At 65.8% G+C, this 19,367-nt stretch carries 22 protein-coding genes; 3 read left to right on the forward strand and 19 right to left on the reverse strand.

Features of this window, described 5'->3' with window-relative positions; genetic code table 11:
* Window positions 1-80: 80 nt before the first annotated feature.
* The 7 genes from AC5RWX_RS15240 to AC5RWX_RS15270 all read right to left on the reverse strand — a co-directional run bounded on the left by AC5RWX_RS15240 (window position 81) and on the right by AC5RWX_RS15270 (window position 4,736).
* Complete coding sequence (locus tag AC5RWX_RS15240; RefSeq protein WP_493939774.1) at window positions 81-929, reverse strand: SseB family protein; 849 nt, start codon at window positions 927-929, stop codon at window positions 81-83.
* Between the two features lie 9 nt (window positions 930-938).
* Window positions 939-1,679 (reverse strand): bifunctional 1-(5-phosphoribosyl)-5-((5-phosphoribosylamino)methylideneamino)imidazole-4-carboxamide isomerase/phosphoribosylanthranilate isomerase PriA, encoded by a 741-nt coding sequence (gene priA, locus AC5RWX_RS15245; RefSeq protein ID WP_493939773.1) that lies wholly within the window; start codon window positions 1,677-1,679, stop codon window positions 939-941.
* A 45-nt stretch (window positions 1,680-1,724) separates the two neighbouring features.
* Window positions 1,725-1,886: a hypothetical protein gene (locus AC5RWX_RS15250; protein ID WP_493939772.1), complete on the reverse strand. Its 162-nt coding sequence runs from the start codon at window positions 1,884-1,886 to the stop codon at window positions 1,725-1,727.
* Window positions 1,887-1,888: 2 nt separating this feature from the next.
* On the reverse strand, window positions 1,889-2,530 hold the full coding sequence (hisH, locus tag AC5RWX_RS15255; RefSeq protein WP_493939771.1) for an imidazole glycerol phosphate synthase subunit HisH: 642 nt from the start codon (window positions 2,528-2,530) through the stop codon (window positions 1,889-1,891).
* Window positions 2,527-3,144: an imidazoleglycerol-phosphate dehydratase HisB gene (gene hisB, locus AC5RWX_RS15260; RefSeq protein WP_493939770.1), complete on the reverse strand. Its 618-nt coding sequence runs from the start codon at window positions 3,142-3,144 to the stop codon at window positions 2,527-2,529. The genes hisH and hisB overlap by 4 nt, the downstream gene beginning before the upstream one ends.
* 57 nt (window positions 3,145-3,201) lie before the next feature.
* Window positions 3,202-4,311 carry a histidinol-phosphate transaminase gene (locus AC5RWX_RS15265; protein WP_493939769.1) on the reverse strand — a complete coding sequence of 370 codons (1,110 nt, stop codon included), beginning with the start codon at window positions 4,309-4,311 and terminating at the stop codon, window positions 3,202-3,204.
* 71 nt (window positions 4,312-4,382) lie between these two features.
* A complete protein-coding gene (locus AC5RWX_RS15270; RefSeq protein WP_493939768.1) occupies window positions 4,383-4,736 on the reverse strand; it encodes a LysM peptidoglycan-binding domain-containing protein in 354 nt (117 codons plus the stop codon).
* A 301-nt stretch (window positions 4,737-5,037) separates the two neighbouring features.
* On the opposite strand from AC5RWX_RS15270, the gene lexA reads away from it, so the two are divergent.
* Entirely contained in the window at window positions 5,038-5,787 is a 750-nt protein-coding gene (gene lexA / locus AC5RWX_RS15275) for a transcriptional repressor LexA (protein ID WP_493939767.1), read from the forward strand.
* 66 nt (window positions 5,788-5,853) lie between these two features.
* On the opposite strand, the gene AC5RWX_RS15280 is transcribed toward lexA, so the two are convergent.
* Both AC5RWX_RS15280 and hflX read right to left on the reverse strand, forming a co-directional pair.
* A complete protein-coding gene (locus tag AC5RWX_RS15280) occupies window positions 5,854-7,893 on the reverse strand; it encodes an ATP-dependent DNA helicase (RefSeq protein WP_493939766.1) in 2,040 nt (679 codons plus the stop codon).
* The gene (gene hflX / locus AC5RWX_RS15285; protein WP_493939765.1) at window positions 7,886-9,427 is read right to left on the reverse strand and encodes a GTPase HflX; all 1,542 of its coding nucleotides are present in this window, start codon (window positions 9,425-9,427) and stop codon (window positions 7,886-7,888) included. The genes AC5RWX_RS15280 and hflX overlap by 8 nt, the downstream gene beginning before the upstream one ends.
* 428 nt (window positions 9,428-9,855) lie before the next feature.
* Here hflX and AC5RWX_RS15290 point away from each other — a divergent pair, with 428 nt between their 5' ends.
* A complete protein-coding gene (locus tag AC5RWX_RS15290; RefSeq protein ID WP_493939764.1) occupies window positions 9,856-10,467 on the forward strand; it encodes a class I SAM-dependent methyltransferase in 612 nt (203 codons plus the stop codon).
* A gap of 9 nt (window positions 10,468-10,476) precedes the next feature.
* Here the strand turns inward: AC5RWX_RS15290 and dapF are convergent, their stop codons facing one another.
* From dapF to AC5RWX_RS15325, 7 genes are all read right to left on the reverse strand, one after another.
* Entirely contained in the window at window positions 10,477-11,385 is a 909-nt protein-coding gene (gene dapF, locus AC5RWX_RS15295; RefSeq protein ID WP_493939807.1) for a diaminopimelate epimerase, read from the reverse strand.
* Window positions 11,386-11,405: 20 nt separating this feature from the next.
* Window positions 11,406-12,338 (reverse strand): tRNA (adenosine(37)-N6)-dimethylallyltransferase MiaA, encoded by a 933-nt coding sequence (gene miaA / locus AC5RWX_RS15300; protein ID WP_494097597.1) that lies wholly within the window; start codon window positions 12,336-12,338, stop codon window positions 11,406-11,408.
* Between the two features lie 5 nt (window positions 12,339-12,343).
* Complete coding sequence (gene miaB, locus AC5RWX_RS15305) at window positions 12,344-13,864, reverse strand: tRNA (N6-isopentenyl adenosine(37)-C2)-methylthiotransferase MiaB (protein WP_493939762.1); 1,521 nt, start codon at window positions 13,862-13,864, stop codon at window positions 12,344-12,346.
* Window positions 13,865-13,919: 55 nt separating this feature from the next.
* Window positions 13,920-14,675, reverse strand: a complete 756-nt coding sequence (locus tag AC5RWX_RS15310) for an aggregation-promoting factor C-terminal-like domain-containing protein (protein WP_493939761.1) — start codon at window positions 14,673-14,675, stop codon at window positions 13,920-13,922.
* 267 nt (window positions 14,676-14,942) lie between these two features.
* Entirely contained in the window at window positions 14,943-15,497 is a 555-nt protein-coding gene (locus AC5RWX_RS15315) for a regulatory protein RecX (protein WP_493939760.1), read from the reverse strand.
* Complete coding sequence (recA, locus tag AC5RWX_RS15320) at window positions 15,498-16,550, reverse strand: recombinase RecA (protein WP_493939759.1); 1,053 nt, start codon at window positions 16,548-16,550, stop codon at window positions 15,498-15,500.
* A 194-nt stretch (window positions 16,551-16,744) separates the two neighbouring features.
* Window positions 16,745-16,966 (reverse strand): DUF3046 domain-containing protein, encoded by a 222-nt coding sequence (locus AC5RWX_RS15325; protein WP_493939758.1) that lies wholly within the window; start codon window positions 16,964-16,966, stop codon window positions 16,745-16,747.
* Window positions 16,967-17,095: 129 nt separating this feature from the next.
* On the opposite strand from AC5RWX_RS15325, the gene AC5RWX_RS15330 reads away from it, so the two are divergent.
* Window positions 17,096-17,578 (forward strand): MarR family winged helix-turn-helix transcriptional regulator, encoded by a 483-nt coding sequence (locus AC5RWX_RS15330; RefSeq protein ID WP_493939757.1) that lies wholly within the window; start codon window positions 17,096-17,098, stop codon window positions 17,576-17,578.
* A gap of 105 nt (window positions 17,579-17,683) precedes the next feature.
* On the opposite strand, the gene AC5RWX_RS15335 is transcribed toward AC5RWX_RS15330, so the two are convergent.
* The 3 genes from AC5RWX_RS15335 to pgsA form a co-directional block, all read right to left on the reverse strand.
* Complete coding sequence (locus AC5RWX_RS15335) at window positions 17,684-18,121, reverse strand: helix-turn-helix domain-containing protein (protein WP_493939756.1); 438 nt, start codon at window positions 18,119-18,121, stop codon at window positions 17,684-17,686.
* A gap of 122 nt (window positions 18,122-18,243) precedes the next feature.
* On the reverse strand, window positions 18,244-18,747 hold the full coding sequence (locus tag AC5RWX_RS15340) for a CinA family protein (protein ID WP_493939755.1): 504 nt from the start codon (window positions 18,745-18,747) through the stop codon (window positions 18,244-18,246).
* Entirely contained in the window at window positions 18,744-19,349 is a 606-nt protein-coding gene (gene pgsA / locus AC5RWX_RS15345; protein ID WP_493939754.1) for a CDP-diacylglycerol--glycerol-3-phosphate 3-phosphatidyltransferase, read from the reverse strand. The genes AC5RWX_RS15340 and pgsA overlap by 4 nt, the downstream gene beginning before the upstream one ends.
* Window positions 19,350-19,367 lie beyond the last annotated feature (18 nt).

The following is a 19,367-nucleotide window of genomic DNA, read 5'->3' on the forward strand; positions in this document are numbered from 1 at the left end:
TACCGAACTGACAAGAACGACGCCGGTGCACGCACCGGCGTCGTTCTTGTCTTTCCTGCAGCGCGTGCGGGCCGCCACGTTCAGCGGGTGAACTTCAGCTCCAGCGAATCCACACGCTCTGCGAACTCCGGCCGTGCCTGCAGCCGCTCTTGGATTCGCTTTGCCATCTCAGCCAACTGCTCGCGGCCGAGGCCGTCACGCACCTGCAGCACCAAGCGAAGCTCTGGCCCGTGGCCTCCGCCTGCCACCACCGACCCATCCGCCGTCCGGACCGCGATGCCAGCCCCCGGCGCAACTGAGGCGGCCAGGACAGCTTCTTCCGGGCTGGTCGCCTCGGCCACCCAGTCCAGCAGAGCCGGATCGCGATAGGAGGGCACCCATTCGTGCTGCTTGGCCAACGCCCACACGGCTGGCCGCCGGACCACGAACGTCAGGTCTGCGCCCGGATCCATGACCATCAGTTCTGCGTCTTCCGACACTGCCGCCAACGCCGCCCGCGGAGCATAGACGGCGACCGGCCGGGCTTCGGGATGCCAGGCTTCGAGGGCGGCGGTATTGCTGAACGCGGGAAGCGCCCGGCGCCCGTCCGGGGCTTGCAGGGTCACCAAGGCCATGTCTGCCTGCTTGTCCGACGTCAGGCCGTCGGTGCCCTCCCCCGCTTCTCCGAGCGTGGCGACGATCGGGACGAAGACCCGGGCGTTGGCCAGTGCGGCCACCACTTCCGCTTCCCCGCCGGTGCCGGCGGCCAGCCACTGCAGCGCCGCCTCATAGGCCGGATCGGTGCTGCCATCGTCGTGATCGAACTGGTGCAGCGGATTTCCTGTGCCGCTCAGGTCCCGCCCGGCCCAGCTTTGGCCCGCCGAATCCCCTGCTCCGCCCGCTCCGGCCAATGCCGCAGCAATGTGGGCGGGCAGCTCCTTTTTTCCCACTACGGTTCCTCAGCGCCGTCCGGCGACGTCGAGGGCCTCCGGGAGGGTGAACTTGCCCGCATAGAGGGCCTTGCCAACAATCGCTCCTTCGACTCCCGCCGGAACGAGTTCGCGCAGGGCGCGCAGGTCCTCCAGGCTGGAAATGCCGCCGGAAGCCACCACCGGCTTGTCCGTCCGCTCGCACATTTGCCGCAGAAGGTCGATGTTCGGCCCGCGCAGTGTTCCGTCTTTGGTTACGTCGGTCACCACGTACCTGGCGCAACCGGCGTCTTCCAGGCGGGACAGGACCTCCCAGAGGTCTCCGCCTTCCTTGGTCCAGCCGCGGGCCGCCAGCGTGGTTCCGCGGACATCAAGACCGACCGCGATGGCGTCGCCGTGCCGTTCAATGGCGCGCGCGGTCCACCCCGGGTTTTCCAGGGCAGCAGTGCCCAGGTTGACGCGGGTGGCACCAAACTCCAGCGCCCGCTCCAAGGACTCGTCATCGCGGATGCCGCCGGAGAGCTCTACCTTGATCTTCAGCTCGTCGGCGACGCGGCGCAGCACTTCCGTGTTGTTGCCACGGCCGAAGGCCGCGTCGAGATCCACCAGATGCACCCACTCCGCTCCGTCGTTCTGCCACGCCACTGCAGCGTCCAGCGGGTCACCGTAGCTGGTCTCGCTGCCGGCTTCGCCTTGGACCAGCCGGACTGCCTGGCCGTCTGCAACGTCGACCGCGGGCAGGAGTTCAAGGATGGGCGTTTGGTTCGTCATAGTGGTTCCGCTTTCTGCGCCGTCAGCTGCGCGGGCTGTGGGTGGTTACTCGGTCGGGCCGAGGGTGAGCAGGTAGGCCGCCAGCAGGGACATACCGGCCAAAATCCAGAAGACGATGGCCGACCACTTAGGCAGCTGCTGTTGCCGGAACGAGATGGCCCCGCCGGCCAGCAGCCCGGCCAGGGCCATGAGGAGGAGGCTGCCCACGGCTACCGCAGCGTCTTCAGCCAGTTGCGGAGCAACTCCGCGCCGGCGTCCCCGGATTTCTCCGGATGGAATTGCGTAGCACTCAGCGGGCCGTTTTCAACGGCCGCGATGAACGGGGCCCCGTGGGTGGACCAGGTCACCTGCGGCGGCGTCATCGCCGGCTGGGTGACATCAAAGTTCCAGTGCTGCACCCCGTAGGAGTGCACAAAGTAGAACCGCTCGTCTTCGATGCCGGCGAACAGTCGGCTGCCCTCCGCGGCATCAACGGTGTTCCACCCCATGTGCGGCACCACCTCCGCCGGCAGCGCTTCCACGACTCCGGGCCATTCCCCGATCCCCTGAGTGCGGACGCCGTGTTCCACGCCTTCTTCAAACATGACCTGCAGGCCCACACAAATGCCCAGCACCGGCCGGCCGCCAGCCACCCGGCGTCCGATCCAGCGAAGGGCGTCAACAGACTTCAGCCCTTCCATGACCGTGGCGAAGGCACCGACACCGGGCACCAACAGGCCGTCGGCGTTGAGCACATCCTCGGAAGCATGGCTGAGCGTGACGTCGGCACCGACGTGTTCCAGCGCCCGGACCGCCGAGCGCACATTCCCGGATCCGTAGTCCAGTACCGTGACTTTGGGCCCAGCCGTCACAGGGCACCTTTCGTTGAGGGAATGCCCTCGACTCGGGGATCGGGTTCAACGGCGGCGCGAAGTGCCCGGGCGAAAGCCTTGAACTGGGCCTCGACGATATGGTGCGGGTCTCGGCCGCCCAGCACGCGCATGTGCAGGCAGATCTGGGCGTGCAGCGTGATGGATTCGAAAACGTGCCGGGTCAGCGATCCGGTGAAGTGTCCGCCGATCAGGTGGTATTCCTGGCCCGCCGGTTCTCCCGAGTGCACCAGGTAGGGGCGGCCGGAGAGGTCGACGACGGCCTGGGCCAGCGCTTCATCCAGCGGCACCGTCGCTTCGCCGAACCGGCGGATGCCGGCTTTGTTGCCCAGTGCCTGCTTCAAGCTGTCGCCGATCGTGATCGCGACATCTTCCACCGTGTGGTGGGCGTCAATGTGGGTGTCGCCGGTGGCCTGCACGGTCAGATCGATCAGCGAATGCTTCGACAGGGCCGTCAGCATGTGGTCGTAGAACGGCACGGTGGTGCTGATCTCGGAACGGCCGGTGCCATCAAGATCCAGTTCAACCAGCACGGACGACTCACTAGTGATGCGTTCGAGGCGTGCGGTACGTCCGGTGGTGGTGTCCACGGTCATGGGAGTCCTTTGACGAAATGGTCGACCGGCCCAAGCCGGTGCGCTCTTACTACAAGTTTAGGAGACCCGGCTCGACATCAGAGCCTTGATGCCGTCGAGGAAGGCTGTGGTCTCGGCCTCAGTGCCCGCGGTGACCCTCAAATGTCCGGGAATTCCGACGTCGCGGATCAGCACACCGGCCTCCAGAAGTCCCTGCCACACCGCGTGCGGGTTTTCCAAGCCGCCGAAGAACACAAAGTTGGAGTCGGACGGTGCTGGTTTCAGCCCCAGATCGGCCAGTTCGTCGACGATGCGGTCCCGCTGGGTCTTGATGTCCTCGACGTTGGCCAGCAGCGCATCGGCATGTTCCAGTGCGGCCAACGCGGTCGCCTGGGTGACCGCGGACAGGTGGTAGGGCAAGCGGACCAGGCGCAGGGCATCGGCAATCTGCGGAGCAGCGGCAAGATATCCCACCCTGGCACCGGCCAGGGCGAAAGCCTTGCTCATGGTGCGGGAAACGATGAGCCGCTCGCGGCCGGGCAGCAGCGTCAGCGCGCTCGGCGTTCCGGCGTGGGCGAATTCGGCGTAAGCCTCGTCCACGATCACGATGGCGTCGGACGCCTCCCCCGCCTCGTAGGCGGCCTCGACAACGTCAAGCCCCAGGGCGGTGCCCGTCGGGTTGTTTGGGGAGCAAAGGACGACGACGTTCGCGGCACTATCCGCGACGGCGGCGGCCGCCGCTTCCGGAGAAAGCGTAAAGTCTGCTCCCCGCGGGACGGCAACATACTCGGTGTCGGTTCCGCTGGCCAGCAGTGGGTACATGGAATACGTCGGCGGAAAACTCAGCAGGGTCCGGCCCGGCCCGCCGAAGGCCTGGAGGATTTGCTGCAGCACTTCATTCGAGCCGTTGGCTGCCCAAATGTTCTCTGCCGTGAGGCCATGTCCCAGGTAGCGGGACAGGGCCGTCCGAAGTTCGGTAAACTCGCGATCCGGATACCGGTTCAAGCCAGCAGCAGCGGCACTGACGGCTGAGACGATGGCCTGATGCACCGACTCGGGCAGCCCGTGGGTGTTTTCGTTGACGTTAAGAAGAATGGGCACCTCCAGCTGGGGGGCGCCATAGGGCTCCAGGCCCCGGAGATTCTCCCGTAACGGCAGACGGTTCAGGCGTTCTAGCTGCTCACTCACCGATCCAGCTTAAGCTTCGGTCCGCCCGGGGCAGGAATCGGGCGGACCAAAGCGGCTCATATTACGGTTGCTCACCGGGCCGACGGCACGAGCAGCTGCTGGCCGGCATGCACAATGTCCCCGTCCAGACCGTTCAGCTGCGCAATCTCGAAGATGACATCATGCGGGTTGCGGTTGGGGGCGGAGCGCACCGCCACGTCCCAGAGTGTCTGCCCGCTGCCGACCGTGACAGTCACAGCGGGCCCCGGCCCCAGGCCCCCGGCGGTGGCCATCGCCGGGGCAGTGAAGAAACCGATCATGGTGAGCGCAGTGGCCGCGGCAAGCATGAGCGGCAGGCCGATCAGCAGCAAACGGCCCCGGCGGGTGAGCCGGAGGCGGGCGCTGGCGCGGAAGTCTGCGGTCTGCGGTGCGAGCTGGGCGGACATGGTGCCACCTTTCCGATTTTCGATCTAATTCGACTGGTTTCGATCATCAAACCACTGTATTCGAACGTATCTTCGAATACGTCTTCTACAGTTCTAGCACTGGTGATCGACTGTTGTCGAGACTCAGTCGAACAAATGTTTGAAATTCCTCACCGCCTCGCCTAGCGTTGGAGGCATAAGCGGCTGTGAGTTGCAGTGCATCAGCCGCCACTGACAAAACAGTCGAGACAGCAATCCGAGTGCCGGGAACCGCATCAGCCGGACCGGCACCTGGACCATCATGGGAAGACCGGGGCCGGATATGTCCGAAGAGACCACCACCACTGCCGGAGCACGGCGACGCGGCCGTCCCGTCAAGGTCGGGCGCAGCCTGACCCCGCGGCAGAAGAAGATCCTGGAAACCATCCAGCGCTCCGTTCTTGCCCACGGGTACCCTCCGTCCATGCGCGAGATCGGCGACACTGTCGGCTTGGCAAGCTTGTCCAGCGTCACCCACCAGCTGACTCAACTCGAAAAGATGGGGTACATCCGTCGGGATCCGAAGCGCCCCCGGGCCATGGAGATCCTGACTCCGCTAACACTCGAGCACGGTGGCGTGGAAATAGTGGGCGTGGACGAGCCACAGCAGCTGCGCAGCTCCAGCGGCGCCGCAGTGTCCGAACTCACCACCTCATCGGATACGGCGATGGTGCCGTTGGTGGGCCGGATCGCCGCCGGCGGGCCGATTCTGGCAGATCAGGCGGTCGAAGACGTCATGCCCCTGCCCCGGCAGTTGGTGGGGCACGGTGAGTTGTTCATGCTAAGGGTGTCCGGCGATTCGATGGTCGATGCGGCCATCTGCGACGGCGACTGGGTGGTGGTTCGGCAGCAGCATACCGCCGAGAACGGCGACATTGTGGCGGCGCTGCTCGACGACGAGGCAACGGTGAAGACGTTCCGGCAGCGCGATGGGCACACCTGGCTGCTACCGCAAAACACGCGTTATGAACCGATCCTGGGCGACCACGCAACCATCATGGGCAAAGTCGTCTCCGTCATGCGCGCGCTCTGACCGGTCGGTCGCGATCCCGGCTTAACCCGCCCGTGCGGCGGCGGTGCCCCGGTCCCCGGCGCCGATTCAGGCTGCGGCAGCCGCCAGACGCTCCAGGATCTGGCGGGCGACGGCGCCGTCCTTTGTGCTCCAAAACGGCGGCAGGGCACTGCGGAGGAAATTCCCATAGCGGGCGGTAGCCAAACGGGAATCCAGCACGGCCACAACCCCCTTGTCGTTGGCGGCACGAATCAGACGGCCGGCTCCCTGTGCCAGCCGCACCGCGGCGTGGGTGGCCGAAACCGTCATAAAACCATTTCCTCCGGCCTGGGCCACCGACCGGGTTCGGGCGGTGGTCAAGGGGTCGTCAGGCCGCGGGAACGGAATGCGGTCGATGACTACCAAGCGGCATGCCTCGCCCGGAACATCGACCCCCTGCCACAGCGTCATGGTGCCGAACAAGCACGTGTCCGGTTCATCGGCGAACTGGCGGACCAAGGCCCCCATCGATGATTCGCCCTGGCACAGGATGGTCAGGTCGGTGCGTTTGCGCATTTCAGCGGCAGCTTCTTCTGCCGCACGTCGCGAGGAGAACAACCCGAGGGCACCGCCGCGTGAGGCCTGCAGCAGCTCCTCGAGTTCGTCGAGCTGTTCCGGGCTGGTGCCGCGGCCGGGCTTGGGCAGATGCGATGCCACATACAACACACCTTGGCGGGGGTAATCGAAAGGGCTGCCTACATCGGCGCTCGAGTAGGCCGGCGCCCCGGCCCCCAACAGTCCGAGCGAACCGGCAACGGCGTCGAAGGTTCCCCCCACCGACAGGGTGGCAGACGTCAGCACGACTGTATGTTCGTCGAACAGCCCTTCGCGCAGCCTGGAGGCAACAGACAACGGAGCAATGTTGAGCGTTGCCGGTTGGTCATCGCTGGCGACGTAGTCGCCGGTCTCGCCGTACGTGCTGGGGCGCGTTGCCCAAATAACCTCACGGGAATCTGCCGCCGAGAGCAGCCGTTCAGCCATTTCCAGCACCGCAGAGAGACGGGAGCGGGCCATTTGCCTGCCGCCGTCCGCCGCGCCGGATCCCTCGGGTTTGGAATCGGATAGCGCTGCGCGGGCGGCCTCCCGCAGCTGCATGAGCACCAGCTCGTGCTCCTCGCGCAGGCCGGAGGCCAGTAATCCGCTCGGCAGCGTCTCCAGCACGTTTTCCAGCGCACCGGCAGCCGAGTTGAGAGGCTCCACGCTGATCCCGGTGTGCTTGCGCGCGGTGGACGCCGCGGTGCGGACCATGGCCGCGGACAGCTGCCCGGCCACGGCGCTGGTCACGCGGTCCTGCAGCTCATGGGCCTCGTCAATCACCACCACGTCGTAGTCCGGGAGCACTGCGACGCCCTCGAAGGCGTTGATGGCGAGCATGGCGTGGTTGGTGATGACGATGTCCGCCTCAGCCGCATGCCCACGCGCCAGTTCGCTGAAGCACTCGGCGGCGAGGGGGCACTTTTGCGCGCCGAGGCATTCCATCGATCCCACGGAGACCTGGCGCCACGCCCGGTCGCTGACACCGGGTACCAGTTCATCGCGATCACCGGTCTCGGTCTCCTGCGCCCATTCGCGCAGGCGCACCACCTCTTTGCCCAACGCACTCGCTGCCCCGGTGGAAGCCCCTCCGGCGGCAGGAGCCGGATGCGGGACGGCGTCCTCGCCCAGGCTGAACAGCGTGGCGGGAGCGTCTTCGTCCGGAAAACCGCCGGCCAGCTTATGCAGGCAGACGTAATTGTTTCGCCCTTTGAGCAGAGCTACGTCAAGCGGTCGGGGAAGCTCGTCGGCGACGGCTTCCATCAGCCGCGGAAGATCCCGTTTCACGATTTGCGCTTGCAGGGCCAAGGTCGCGGTCGAGACGATGGCGGGCTTCTCACCCTCCAGAGCCTGCACCATGAGCGGCACCAGATAGGCCAAGGACTTGCCGGTACCGGTGCCCGCCTGAACCAACAGATGCTGCCGGCGATCGAATGCCTCGGCCACTTTGGCAGCCATCTCATGCTGGCCGGCGCGATGCTGGCCGCCCATGCCCTTGACTGCGAGATCAAGCAGCCGCAATGCCTCGCCGGCCGGAACGCGGGTTTCAGTCATGTCGCAGGAATCGCTCCAGCTCCGCGGCCAGGCCCTCACGCACCAGCACATCCAGCCGTGTGCCGTCTTCTCCGTGCTCCATCGCGAGGATTTCGGCGTCCTCGTTGTGCAAGCGGCTGATGACTTCGCCGTGGTCATAGGGCACCAGCAGCCGCAGCTTCACGCTTGGCCGCGGGATGGTCTCGCTGATCATTCGCAGCAGCGCGTCCATGCCCTGGCCGGTGCGTGCCGACACCACAACATGGTTCGGTTCGCGCCGGCGCAGGCGTTCGACCACAAAGGGATCGGCCGCGTCGGCCTTATTCAGCACCACGATTTCGGGAATATGCCGTGCATCCACCTCGGTGAGCACCTCGCGCACCGCGGCGATTTGCCCCTCCGGGTCGGGGTGTGAGACGTCGACGACATGCAGGATCACATCGGCGTCGGCCACTTCTTCCAGCGTGGAGCGGAAGGCTTCCACCAGCTGTGTGGGCAGCGAACGGACGAAACCGACGGTGTCGGCGAGCGTGTAGCCAATGCCGTCGGGTGTCTCCGCGCGGCGGACGGTGGGGTCCAAGGTGGCAAAAAGCGCATTCTCCACCAGCACGCCGGCATCGGTCAGCCGGTTGAGCAGCGACGACTTACCGGCGTTGGTGTAGCCGGCGATGGCCACCGACGGCACCGCATTGCGGCGGCGGTTGGCCCGTTTGGTTTCCCGGGCGGGCTTCATGCCCGCGATTTCGCGGCGCAGTTTGGCCATCCTGGTACGGATACGACGGCGGTCCAGTTCGATCTTGGTTTCACCGGGTCCACGGGAACCGATGCCGCCGCCGGCAGCTCCAACCCGGCCGCCGGCCTGGCGTGACATCGACTCGCCCCAACCACGCAGCCGCGGCAGCAGATACTCCAGCTGGGCCAGCTCGACCTGGGCCTTGCCTTCTCGGCTTTTCGCGTGTTGCGCGAAGATGTCCAGGATCAGCGCCGTGCGGTCAATGACCTTGACCTTGACAATGTCTTCCAGGCCGCGGCGCTGCGAAGGCGAGAGTTCGCCGTCGACAATAACTGTGTCCGCACCGGTGGACATCACGATGTCCCGCAGTTCCTGGGCCTTTCCGGAACCGAGGAAAGTGCTCGGATCCGGCTTCATGCGGCGCTGCACAATGCCGTCCAGCACCTCGGACCCGGCAGTCTCCGCCAGCGCCGCCAGTTCCCGCAGGGAGTTGTCTGCGTCGTCGGCCGTGCCTTCGGTCCAGAGACCGGCCAGGACCACGCGTTCCAGGCGCAGTTGGCGGTACTCGACCTCCGTGACGTCTTCCAGCTCGGTGGAGAGGCCTGCGACGCGGCGGAGGGCACGGCGTTCGGCCAAGTCCTGCTGGTCGCCGTCGAATTCGGAATGCTCGGAGTCAAGTTCGGACAGGGCCTGCGCTCGTCCGCCGATGCCCGGGTTGCTGCGTGCCGCAGTGTCGCGGGCCAGAATGCGGTCAATGACGGCCTGAATTTCATCCGGCGTCATTTCCGGTTCAGGGGACGGCTGGGGGCTGTTGGTGGTCATGCTCTCCTTCGAAATGTCCGTGGTCTTATCGTAGTCCTCCGGGGTGCGTCCGGCAGAGCCCGAGGATGCAGTTTGTGGATGATTGGCCAAAAGTCCTCCTGGCATGGGCCCCGTCAGTGCGGGGCAGGATATGCGTGGCTGCTGGCGCCTGCTGGTGCGGCCGGCATACCCGGCACCGGGAACGTGAAACCGCCGGTATGGAGCGGCTGCGGAGGTGGAGCGTTCCCCAAGACTTTCGAGGAACGGTGATTGCCCGGCGTCCGGGGAGAATAAATTCTCAACCAACGGCACGCGCCGTCCCCTGGTGAACGGGACAGCATGTAGCGGCGCAATCATTACTTCTTCATGGGGGAAACGCTACCAGAGCCAGAGCAGCTTAGGTGCGCCTTGATACCGATTCCGCTGTACGCGCACTAATCTGGCCGATTATGGGAACAGAGCACTACTTCAGCCCGCAACCAGGCAAACCCGAGGTTCGCCGCACCCTGGAGGTCGAGCTGGACGGCCGCCCGCGCCAGCTGCAGACGGCTGGCGGCATCTTCAGTCCGGACGGCGTCGACAAGGGCACGGCCGTGCTCCTGGCCGAGGTTCCGCCGCCGGCTGCCGCAGGCAACCTGCTGGACATAGGCTGCGGCTGGGGCCCGATTGCGCTGACCATGGGCCTGAAGTCTCCCGGAGCCACGGTGTGGGCCGTCGACGTCAACGAGCGCAGCATTGCCCTGACCAACGACAACGCCGCGTCGTTGGGTCTGGACAACGTGCATGCCTGCCTGCCGGACGAGGTGGACCCGTCGCTGCAGTTCGAAACCATCTGGTCAAACCCGCCGATCCGGATCGGCAAGAGTGAACTTCACGAGCTGTTGTTGCTGTGGCTGCCCAGGCTCGCGCGGGGAGGAACCGCCTGGCTGGTAGTCCAGAAGAATCTGGGGTCGGACTCGCTGCAGCGCTGGCTCTCAAACGAACTGCCGCCGGACTTCTCCGTCAGCCGGGAAAGCACGGCCAAGGCCTTCCGCGTGCTCTGCGTCCGGCGCGCCGGCTGACCGCTTCCCTCAGGCCACGGTGCCGCGGGACACCAGCACGGCCGGACCGCTCAGCTCCACATGTTCGCGCCCGTCCGCCGCCGGGAGGAACCGGACGCGGACTGTCCCGCCGGGGACTCCGACCTGCCAGTCATCGGGAGCCCCGTTACCGGCCCAGTAGCGGATGGCGACGGCGGCAGCGCAGGCACCGGTCCCGCAGGACTGTGTCTCCCCCACCCCCCGCTCGTGCACCCGCATGCTGATGTGTCCTGCCCCGTCGGCGACGAGGGGTTCTGCCGGCACCACAAATTCCACGTTGGTTCCGTGTGGCGGGACCGGATCCACGGCCGGCGCCGCGTACAGTTCGGTGGCAGCAAGTTCTTCGAGTCCGGCAAGAGCCACGACGGTATGCGGGTTGCCCATGCTCACGGACAGGGCCGGCCGCGGTACTTCCAGGCCGCCGGCGCTGACGGTGGAGTCCATCGCCCTGGCTGCAGCCTCGGCGGGGAAAATGAACTCCCAGGGACCCATGTCCACCGCGTAGCCGTTGGCAGACCGGCGGATGACCTTGGTGCCCGCCCTGGTCCCAATCGTCAAGGACTCCCCCGCGGCCAGCTCGACCAGCCCCTCGGCCAGCAGGAAATGCACGAAGACCCGGACGCCGTTGCCGCACATCTCGGAGACAGAGCCATCGCCGTTGCGGTAGTCCATGAACCACTCGGCCTCGGGCGCCGACGCCAGCAGTTCCCTGCCCTCGGGCAGGTGCTCTGAACGGACGGCGCGGATCAGCCCATCCGCACCGATGCCCAGATGCCGGTGGCACAGCGCAGCCACGGCCTGGGGTTCAATGTCCTTGACCCCGTCCGGATCGGCGATCAGCACAAAGTCGTTGCCGGTTCCATGCCCTTTGGCAAAGGACAGCCCGGACAGGGCGGACATATGGTCAGGAAGGGGGTTGATCACGCTTCAAGCTTAGCGAGGTGCCCGGCCGCCTTGTCCGCCAACTGCGGATCCTGCCAGTCAAGCCAGTGGATCCGGGGATCGGCCCGGAACCAGGTCAGCTGGCGCCGGGCGAATTTGCGGGTGGCGGTGATGGTGTCCTCGACGGCGGTGTCCTGGCTCCATTCGCCGTCGAGCACCCGCAGGAACTGGGCGTAGCCAAGCGCGCGCGAGGCCGTCCGGCCCTGCCGCAGGCCCCGCCGGTCCAGTGCGGCGACTTCGTCCAGCAAGCCGCGCTTGACCATGGCATGAACGCGGCGGGCAAGGCGGTGCTTGAGCTGTTCGCGGTCTACTTGGAGGCCGATCTGAACGGTTGGGCGGACGTACTGCCGTTCCGGCATGTAGGAGCTGAAGGGACGCCCGGTCAGCTGCTGAACTTCCAGTGCACGGACCACCCGCCGGGCATCGGCCAGCCGGCCGGCCGAGACCGGATCCACGTCGCGGAGCTGTTCCCGCATGGCTTCGAGGCCGCGGCTGGCCAGCTCTTCCTCCAAGGCGCGGCGCAGGGCCGGGTCGGTGCCGGGAAACTCGATCGCGTCGAGGGCCGCGCGGACATACAGTCCGGACCCGCCGGCAAGGATGGCCCGGCGGCCCCGGTTGTGAATGGCCTCGATCGCGTCGCGGGCCCGCTGCTGGTAGGCCGAGACGCTCGCTTCTTCTGTGATGTCGAGGATGTCCAGCAGGTGGTGGGCCACCCCTTGCCGTTCGGCCACCGTCATCTTGGCCGTGCCGATGTCCATTCCCCGGTAGAACTGCATGGAGTCGGCGTTGATCACTTCTCCGCCCAGCCGTTGGGCCAGCTCGACGGCGAGGTCGGATTTTCCGGATCCGGTGGGGCCGACGACTGCGATGACTGCCGGGCTGTCCTGCTGGCTGTGTTGGTCGGCCGGCATCGCGCTCAGGCGGGCCGGACCGGCAGCGCGGGCATGCCCAGCGACACCTGGGCCGGTTTGCTGCCCGGGGCCGCGGGTACCCCGCAGGAGTCCGCCTGGGAGCGGTCCCACGCATCCCCGGCGCGCGAGCGGCGCAGGTGGTAGTCCGCGGCGGAAACCGGATCGGCGATGAGGTGGAAGGGGGCAGCTTCGGTGACCGTCACCGTGACCAGGTCGCCCGGACGCGGTGCCTGCGCGCCGTCGGGTACGGAGAAGTGCACCAGCCGCTGGTCGCGGGCCCGGCCCGAGAGGCGGTGGGTCTCCCCTGCCTTGCGGCCTTGCTGCGCGGAGACCATGACCTCGACTTGGCTGCCCAGTTGCTTGGCGTTTTCTTCCGCGGCGATCCTGTCCTGCAGCGCGATTAAGCGCTCGTAGCGTTCTTGGACCACGGCCTTGGGCAGCTGGTCCGGCAGCTCGGCGGCCGGGGTGCCGGGCCGCTTGGAGTACTGGAAGGTGAAGGCGCTGGCGAAGCGGGCCTGTTCCACCACCGCCAGCGTTGCCTGGAAGTCCTCCTCGGTCTCGCCGGGGAACCCGACGATGATGTCGGTGGAAATGGCCGCATGGGGGATCCGTTCACGCACCTTGTCCAGGATGCCCAGGAACTTCTTGGACCGGTAGGACCGGCGCATGTCTTTCAGGACCTTATCTGAGCCGGACTGCAGCGGCATGTGCAGCTGCGGCATGGCGTTGGGGGTCTCGGCCATGGCGTCGATGACGTCGTCGGTGAAGGCGGCCGGGTGCGGACTGGTGAAGCGCACCCGTTCCAGGCCGTTAATGCTGCCGCAGGCGCGCAGCAGCTTGGCGAAGGCTCCGCGGTCACCGAACTCCACCCCGTAGGAGTTCACATTCTGTCCGAGCAGCGTGACTTCGATGGCGCCGTCGTCGACCAGTGCCTGGACTTCCGCCAGGATCTCGCCCGGTCGGCGGTCGCGTTCCTTGCCGCGCAGCGACGGGACGATGCAGAACGTGCAGGTGTTGTTGCAGCCGACGGAGATGGAGACCCAGCCGGAGTACACCGCATCGCGCTTGGTGGGCAGCGTCGAGGGGAACACATCGAGCGATTCCAGGATTTCCAGCTGGGCTTCGTTGTTGTGCCGGGCACGCTCCAGCAAGGCCGGCAGCGAACCCACGTTGTGCGTGCCGAAGACCACGTCCACCCAGGGCGCCTTTTTCAGGATCGTCTCGCGGTCCTTTTGGGCCAGGCAGCCGCCAACGGCGATTTGCATCCCGGGGTGGCGTTCCTTGACCGGCGCCAGCTGGCCCAGGTTTCCGTACAGCTTGTTGTCGGCGTTCTCCCGTACCGCGCAGGTGTTGAAAACCACGACGTCGGCCTGCCCGCCTTGGGCTTCGACCATCCCTGCAGCTTCGAGCAGCCCGGCAAGCCGTTCGGAATCATGGACGTTCATCTGGCAGCCGAAGGTGCGCACCTGGTAGGTGCGAACTTGGGGCTGCTGCTCGATGGTCGGGGCGGGGACAGTCAAACTCACCTTACAAGGGTACGGCCTGCGGCCGGACCGGCCACAATCTGCAGCCGGTCCGGGGTCAGTACCAATTGTTGGCCAGGTGGAAGTTCAAGGCCGAGCACGGTGAGCCATACCGGGACTCGATGTAGCCGAGTCCCCAATCGACCTGGGTCTCGAAGTTTGTCTGCCCGCCGGCGGCGGCCGTCTTGTCATTGAACGGGCTCTGAGGAATGCCATGCGCGCCGCGGGATTGGTCAATGTCCCAGAGCCTTTCGAGGCAGCCCACTTGTCCGGCACCCCAGCCGAACGATGCCAGCGCCCTTTCCACGTAAGCCTTGGCAAGGCTCGGATCGTTCCGCAATTCTTGCGCGTCGACAGCAGCATGCTCTTGGGTCGCCCTTGCTTCAGCAGCCTGCGGGCCAGCGCTCCCTCCTTGGGTATCGCGCTGCTCTGGCGTTTCGGCAGCTGCCGGTTTTTCTGCCTCTTTGCCACCGGCGGGTGCTTCCCCTACAGCCTTCCCAGCAGCGGTCTTCTTCACTGCTGGCTCTTCGCGTGCCTGACCCGGCTGCGCGGCATCCTTGCCTGCTGGCTCTTGGCCCGCCTGACCCGGCTGCGCGGCATCCTTGCCTGCTGGCTCTTGGCCCGCCTGACCAGGCTGCGCGGCCTCCTCGCCTGCTGGCTCATGGCCCGCCTGACCCGGCTGCGCGGACTTGTTCCCGGCGGCGGTAGTTGTAGGTGCCCCCGCAGCTTGCTGCTGGAGGTCATCATCCGCTACCTGGGCACGCCGTTCGGCAGGATCAGCCAAGCCGACAAACTCCATGAGGGGTGCTGTCATCGATCTCACGACTTCCGAGGCGTTTTGCCCTGTGCGGACGGCGCTGGCGGCTCCCGTTGCGCCCACCGCGGCAACAGAACATAGTGTCAGGCCTGCTGCGATCCTGAGGCGGCGTTGCCTGCGGCTGCGCCGGCGTTGCTGGGTTTTCTGACGACGTTCATTCTGCGGTGCACTCACAGTCGCACTACGCTAATCGAATCCCGGAAAAGTCTCAAAACGATAACGACGCTTGCGGGGACCCGGCCCTCGGCCTGATGCCGTGCCGTGTCAGAAGTCCGGGTCGCCTGCAGCTCCGAGTTCCTCATCCGCGACCCGGAAGGCCAACGACGCAGAGTAACCCTTGCGGGCCAGCATGGAAACCAGCCGGCGCAGATGCTTGTCCCGTTCCGACCGGTCGTGCAGTTGCCAATCGGGACGGATTTTGCGGCGGACCAAGCTGCGGGCTGCTTCCAGCTCGTCGTCCGCCGACAGCTGGTCCAGCGCTTGCTCGGCCATATCGCCGACGATGCCTTTATCGGCAAGCTCCCGCTTCAGCGCAGCCCGGGCCAGCGAACGGGTCTGCGACCGGCTCCGCACCCACATACGGGCAAACTCGGCGTCGTCAATGAGGTTGACCTCTTCGAACCGCTCGAGCACTGCCTCGGCGACGTCACCCGGGACGCCGCGCTCAGCCAGCTTCGCAGCCAGCTGGGCGCGGCTCTTCGGGGACTGTGTCAGAGAGCGCAGGACAACTGAGCGGGCGACACCATAAGGGTCGGCGTCCGGACCTACATCCGCCGGGCTGCCCGGCGTCGGGCCGCCCTGTCCGTGCCTGGGCACCATTTAGAACCCGTCGACGGCCTTGAGCTTAGGCCCGCCCTCTTCTCCGTTGTCCGGGACCGCGTCGATGCCGAGCTTCTGCCGGATCTTGCGCTCCAGCTCATCTGCCAGGTCCGGGTTGTCGATCAGGAACTTGCGGGCGTTTTCCTTGCCTTGGCCGAGCTGGTCTCCGTCATAGGTAAACCAGGCGCCCGACTTCTTGACGAGTGAATGCTCCACGCCCATGTCGATCAGACCGCCCTCGCGCGAGATGCCGTGCCCATACAGAATGTCGAATTCTGCCTGCTTGAACGGCGGCGCCATCTTGTTCTTGACGATCTTGGCCCGGGTCCGGTTGCCCACCGGATTGGCTCCATCCTTCAAGGTCTCAATGCGGCGTACGTCAATGCGCACCGACGCGTAGAACTTCAGCGCCTTACCGCCGGTGGTGGTCTCCGGGCTGCCGAAGAACACGCCGATCTTTTCGCGCAACTGGTTGATGAAAATCGCCGTGGTCTTCGACTGGCTCAGCCGGCCGGTAATTTTTCTCAGCGCCTGGCTCATCAATCGGGCCTGGAGGCCGACGTGGCTGTCGCCCATCTCGCCTTCAATTTCCGCACGCGGCACCAGGGCTGCGACGGAGTCGATCACGATGATGTCGAGCGAGCCGGAGCCGATTAACATGTCCATGATTTCCAGCGCCTGCTCGCCGGTGTCCGGCTGCGACACGAGCAGCGCGTCAGTGTCCACACCGAGCTTCTTGGCATATTCCGGGTCCAGCGCGTGCTCGGCGTCGATGAAGGCGGCAATTCCGCCGTTGCGCTGGGCGCTGGCGACGGCGTGAAGCGCCACAGTGGTCTTACCCGAGGATTCCGGACCGTAGATCTCGACCACACGGCCCCGAGGCAGGCCGCCGATGCCCAAGGCGGCATCCAGGGCGATGGAACTGGTGGAGATCGTTTCGATGGGGGCGCGGGTGTCGTCGCCGAGCCGCATCACCGAGCCCTTGCCGAACTGCTTGTCGATCTGCGCCAGTGCAGCTTCCAGTGCCTTCTCGCGGTCAGCTGGTGCGGCCATTGTTCACCTCAGTCTCTTGCGGCCCTCGGGCCTTGTCTGTCTTGACTCTTCCGACCGTAACGTCCGGCTCGGACAAAATCGGGATCGGCAGCGGAGCGTGTGGATAATCCGGCCTCTCGGCGCTCTGTGTAGAAGTTTAGCGGGACCCGAACACACTTTCGAACATATCGCCGTTTTCTTCAGGGCGTGTCTGCTCAGCCGCGTGGCTCGCGGTCCTTGCCCCAGCGCCGCTCCTGCGGAACATCTTGAATATCGCAGACGGCGAGCCACACCGTTTTCGGTGGAATTCCTGCAGCCAACGCTTCGCTGGCGGTCCGCCCGCCGAGTTGCCCCAGCACCAAATCCGCGGCGAGCACGTGCGAATAGGCAGACCCAAATTCGTCGTCCATTAACCGCCAGAAGTCACTGATTCGCACGCGTACATCTTCTCACGTGTCCGCCCTGCACGGACGGCCCGCGCCAAGATTCTGTCGAGCTGCAAGCGGTCTGCGGCGCGTCCGCCGCAGATTCTCTGCGCCGGTCCCGGCGCTCACTAGAATAGGGCCATGACAGACCACGCCGCGGACAGCGCAGATGCAGGGTTCGACAATGCCATCGAAGCTCTTGAACGGCAGTTGAGCTTGCTGTGGCGCCGGGCCAGGGCGAACTCCCACCGGGTGGCGCGAACCGTGCACCCGGACATGGAGCCGGCCGCCTACGGGCTTCTGCTGATCCTTCAGCGGGAGCATTCCTTGCGGCTCACGGAACTGGCGGCGGCCATCGGCGTCGGCAAACCCTCTGTCAGCCGCCAAATCGCCATGCTTGAGCAGTTGGGGCTGGTGGGCAAGCAGGCGGATCCATTGGACGGGCGGGCGCAGTCAATCACCCTGACACCCGCAGGATTGGAAAAACTCGCCGAGGCACAGGCCGCCCGCAAGGTCGCCTTTCATGAGCGCCTGGGCGACTGGTCCGTCGAAGACCTGTCAACGCTGGGACAGCTGCTGGACCGACTGAACGCCTCCTACGCCAACGAGCCGCCGTTCCACTAAGTGGCAGCCGTCTGGCCGGGCAGTGCGGGCACAACGAACACTGCGGGCACAAGAAAACGGACCGCTTCCGCCGCAGTGGCGGAAGCGGCCCGTTAGGGTCTTTGGTCAGTATCGGGCGGAAGCCAAACCGCGGAGTTCCTCGGGCAGCTCGTCGGGAATGTCGCCGACAAACTCGCGAGAGAGTTCCTGCGGAACGGTATCGGGAATGACCACGCCCTCGGCGTCTGCGACCCGGTCGCTCACTTCCCGCAGCATGTGCGACAGGGGGACGTCCAGTGCCGAGCAGATCGAGGACAACAGTTCAGACGACGCTTCCTTCTGGCCGCGTTCGACTTCGCTCAGGTAGCCAAGGGAGACGCGGGCGCTGTGCGACACTTCACGCAGGGTGCGTCCCTGCCGCTGCCGGACATCACGGAGGACATCGCCAATCTCGTGTCGCAGCACTACCATTTTGCGCTCCTTCTGCTCCCTACGGGGTTCTTCGGCCAATCCCACATCACGCCAACGGACTACACCGTTTACGGACACGGGCTGCTTTACCATCTGTATCGCCTTGCTCCCTCTTAAGGTGGGCGGCATCTGCCGCTGTTTCAAGCCTAGGCCAACAACCTAACAGCTGCTGACACCTTTGATAACTACTGGATCAACATTTTTGTTCCCAGGACTCAAATCTGCAATCCGGACGGGACTGCTTCCTCAGCGTCGACAGCCCGGCCCAGTTCGGTGATGGCGGCTTCGCAGGCCTGCTGCCGGATCCGGCCGCGGTCTCCATCAAAGCGGAATTGAACGGCCCGTGTTCCTTGGGGGCTTGCAACGCCGATCCACACCGTTCCCACCTCCCGGCCACCGTGCGGTTCGGGCCCGGCAACCCCGGTGGTGGATACCGCGATGTCCGCCTGCAGGACGCGCCTGGCACCCTCGGCCATTTGGCAGGCAACGGCTTCGGTGACTGCTCCCTCGCGCGCGAGCAGGTCCGCGTCGACGCCGAGCACGGCCGCCTTGATCTGGCTTTGGTAGGACACGACGCCACCCTGGAGCGTGCCCGACGCCCCGGGCACCGTGGCGAGTTCGGCCGCCACCATTCCGGCGGTCAACGATTCGGCGGTGGCCACCGTCAGTTTCCGGGCGATGGCTGCCGCCACCACGGCCGCGGCCTGGCTGGTGCTCATCGCTGGCCCTCGCTGCCTGCGAGGGAAGCGCGGCGCAACTTCAGTGCTTTCACGACGTAGTCCACGCCGGTCACCACGGTGACAACAACCGCCAGCATCATGACGGCGAAGGCCACCCAGACGGCCCAGGGGCCCAGCCAGGTGTCCAGCGGCAGCAGGTAGAGGAAGATAGCCAGCGTCTGGAGGACGGTCTTCAGCTTGCCGCCGCGGGAAGCCGGCATGACCCCGTAACGAATCACGACGAAACGCAGCACGGTGATGCCCAGCTCGCGGACCAGAATAACGATGGTGATCCACCACGGTAGGTCGCCCAACACCGACAGCAGGATTAAAGCCGAACCGATCAGGAGCTTGTCGGCGATCGGATCGGCGATCTTGCCGAAGTTGGTGATCAGGCCCCGGCTGCGGGCCAGATCGCCATCAAGCTTGTCCGTGAAGATCGCGACGGCGAAAACCAACACCGCCAGCCAGCGAAACAATCCCCCGGCACCGCCGTCAGCGAGCAGGAACCAGATGAAGAACGGAACCAGCAGGATCCGCACCGTCGTCAGGATATTGGCGATGTTGAGCAGGGGCACGGGCCGGGACACTGAATCAGTCACGCGTTCAAGGCTACCCGT

It is taken from the genome of Arthrobacter sp. SPT-J7, from assembly GCF_059089965.1.

Coding starts and splice junctions, on each gene's coding strand:
- AC5RWX_RS15335 (WP_493939756.1), bottom strand. CDS start 18,121: ATGGTAAAGCAGCCCGTGTCCGTAAACGGTGTAGTCCGTTGGCGTGAT.
- miaA (WP_494097597.1), bottom strand. CDS start 12,338: ATGCCGGCCGACCAACACAGCCAGCAGGACAGCCCGGCAGTCATCGCA.
- priA (WP_493939773.1), bottom strand. CDS start 1,679: ATGACGAACCAAACGCCCATCCTTGAACTCCTGCCCGCGGTCGACGTT.
- AC5RWX_RS15270 (WP_493939768.1), bottom strand. CDS start 4,736: ATGTCCGCCCAGCTCGCACCGCAGACCGCAGACTTCCGCGCCAGCGCC.
- recA (WP_493939759.1), bottom strand. CDS start 16,550: ATGGCCGCACCAGCTGACCGCGAGAAGGCACTGGAAGCTGCACTGGCG.
- lexA (WP_493939767.1), top strand. CDS start 5,038: ATGTCCGAAGAGACCACCACCACTGCCGGAGCACGGCGACGCGGCCGT.
- AC5RWX_RS15310 (WP_493939761.1), bottom strand. CDS start 14,675: ATGACAGCACCCCTCATGGAGTTTGTCGGCTTGGCTGATCCTGCCGAA.
- AC5RWX_RS15280 (WP_493939766.1), bottom strand. CDS start 7,893: ATGACTGAAACCCGCGTTCCGGCCGGCGAGGCATTGCGGCTGCTTGAT.
- AC5RWX_RS15340 (WP_493939755.1), bottom strand. CDS start 18,747: ATGAGCACCAGCCAGGCCGCGGCCGTGGTGGCGGCAGCCATCGCCCGG.
- AC5RWX_RS15290 (WP_493939764.1), top strand. CDS start 9,856: ATGGGAACAGAGCACTACTTCAGCCCGCAACCAGGCAAACCCGAGGTT.
- dapF (WP_493939807.1), bottom strand. CDS start 11,385: ATGTCCGCCCTGTCCGGGCTGTCCTTTGCCAAAGGGCATGGAACCGGC.
- hflX (WP_493939765.1), bottom strand. CDS start 9,427: ATGACCACCAACAGCCCCCAGCCGTCCCCTGAACCGGAAATGACGCCG.
- hisB (WP_493939770.1), bottom strand. CDS start 3,144: ATGACCGTGGACACCACCACCGGACGTACCGCACGCCTCGAACGCATC.
- AC5RWX_RS15330 (WP_493939757.1), top strand. CDS start 17,096: ATGACAGACCACGCCGCGGACAGCGCAGATGCAGGGTTCGACAATGCC.
- AC5RWX_RS15315 (WP_493939760.1), bottom strand. CDS start 15,497: ATGGTGCCCAGGCACGGACAGGGCGGCCCGACGCCGGGCAGCCCGGCG.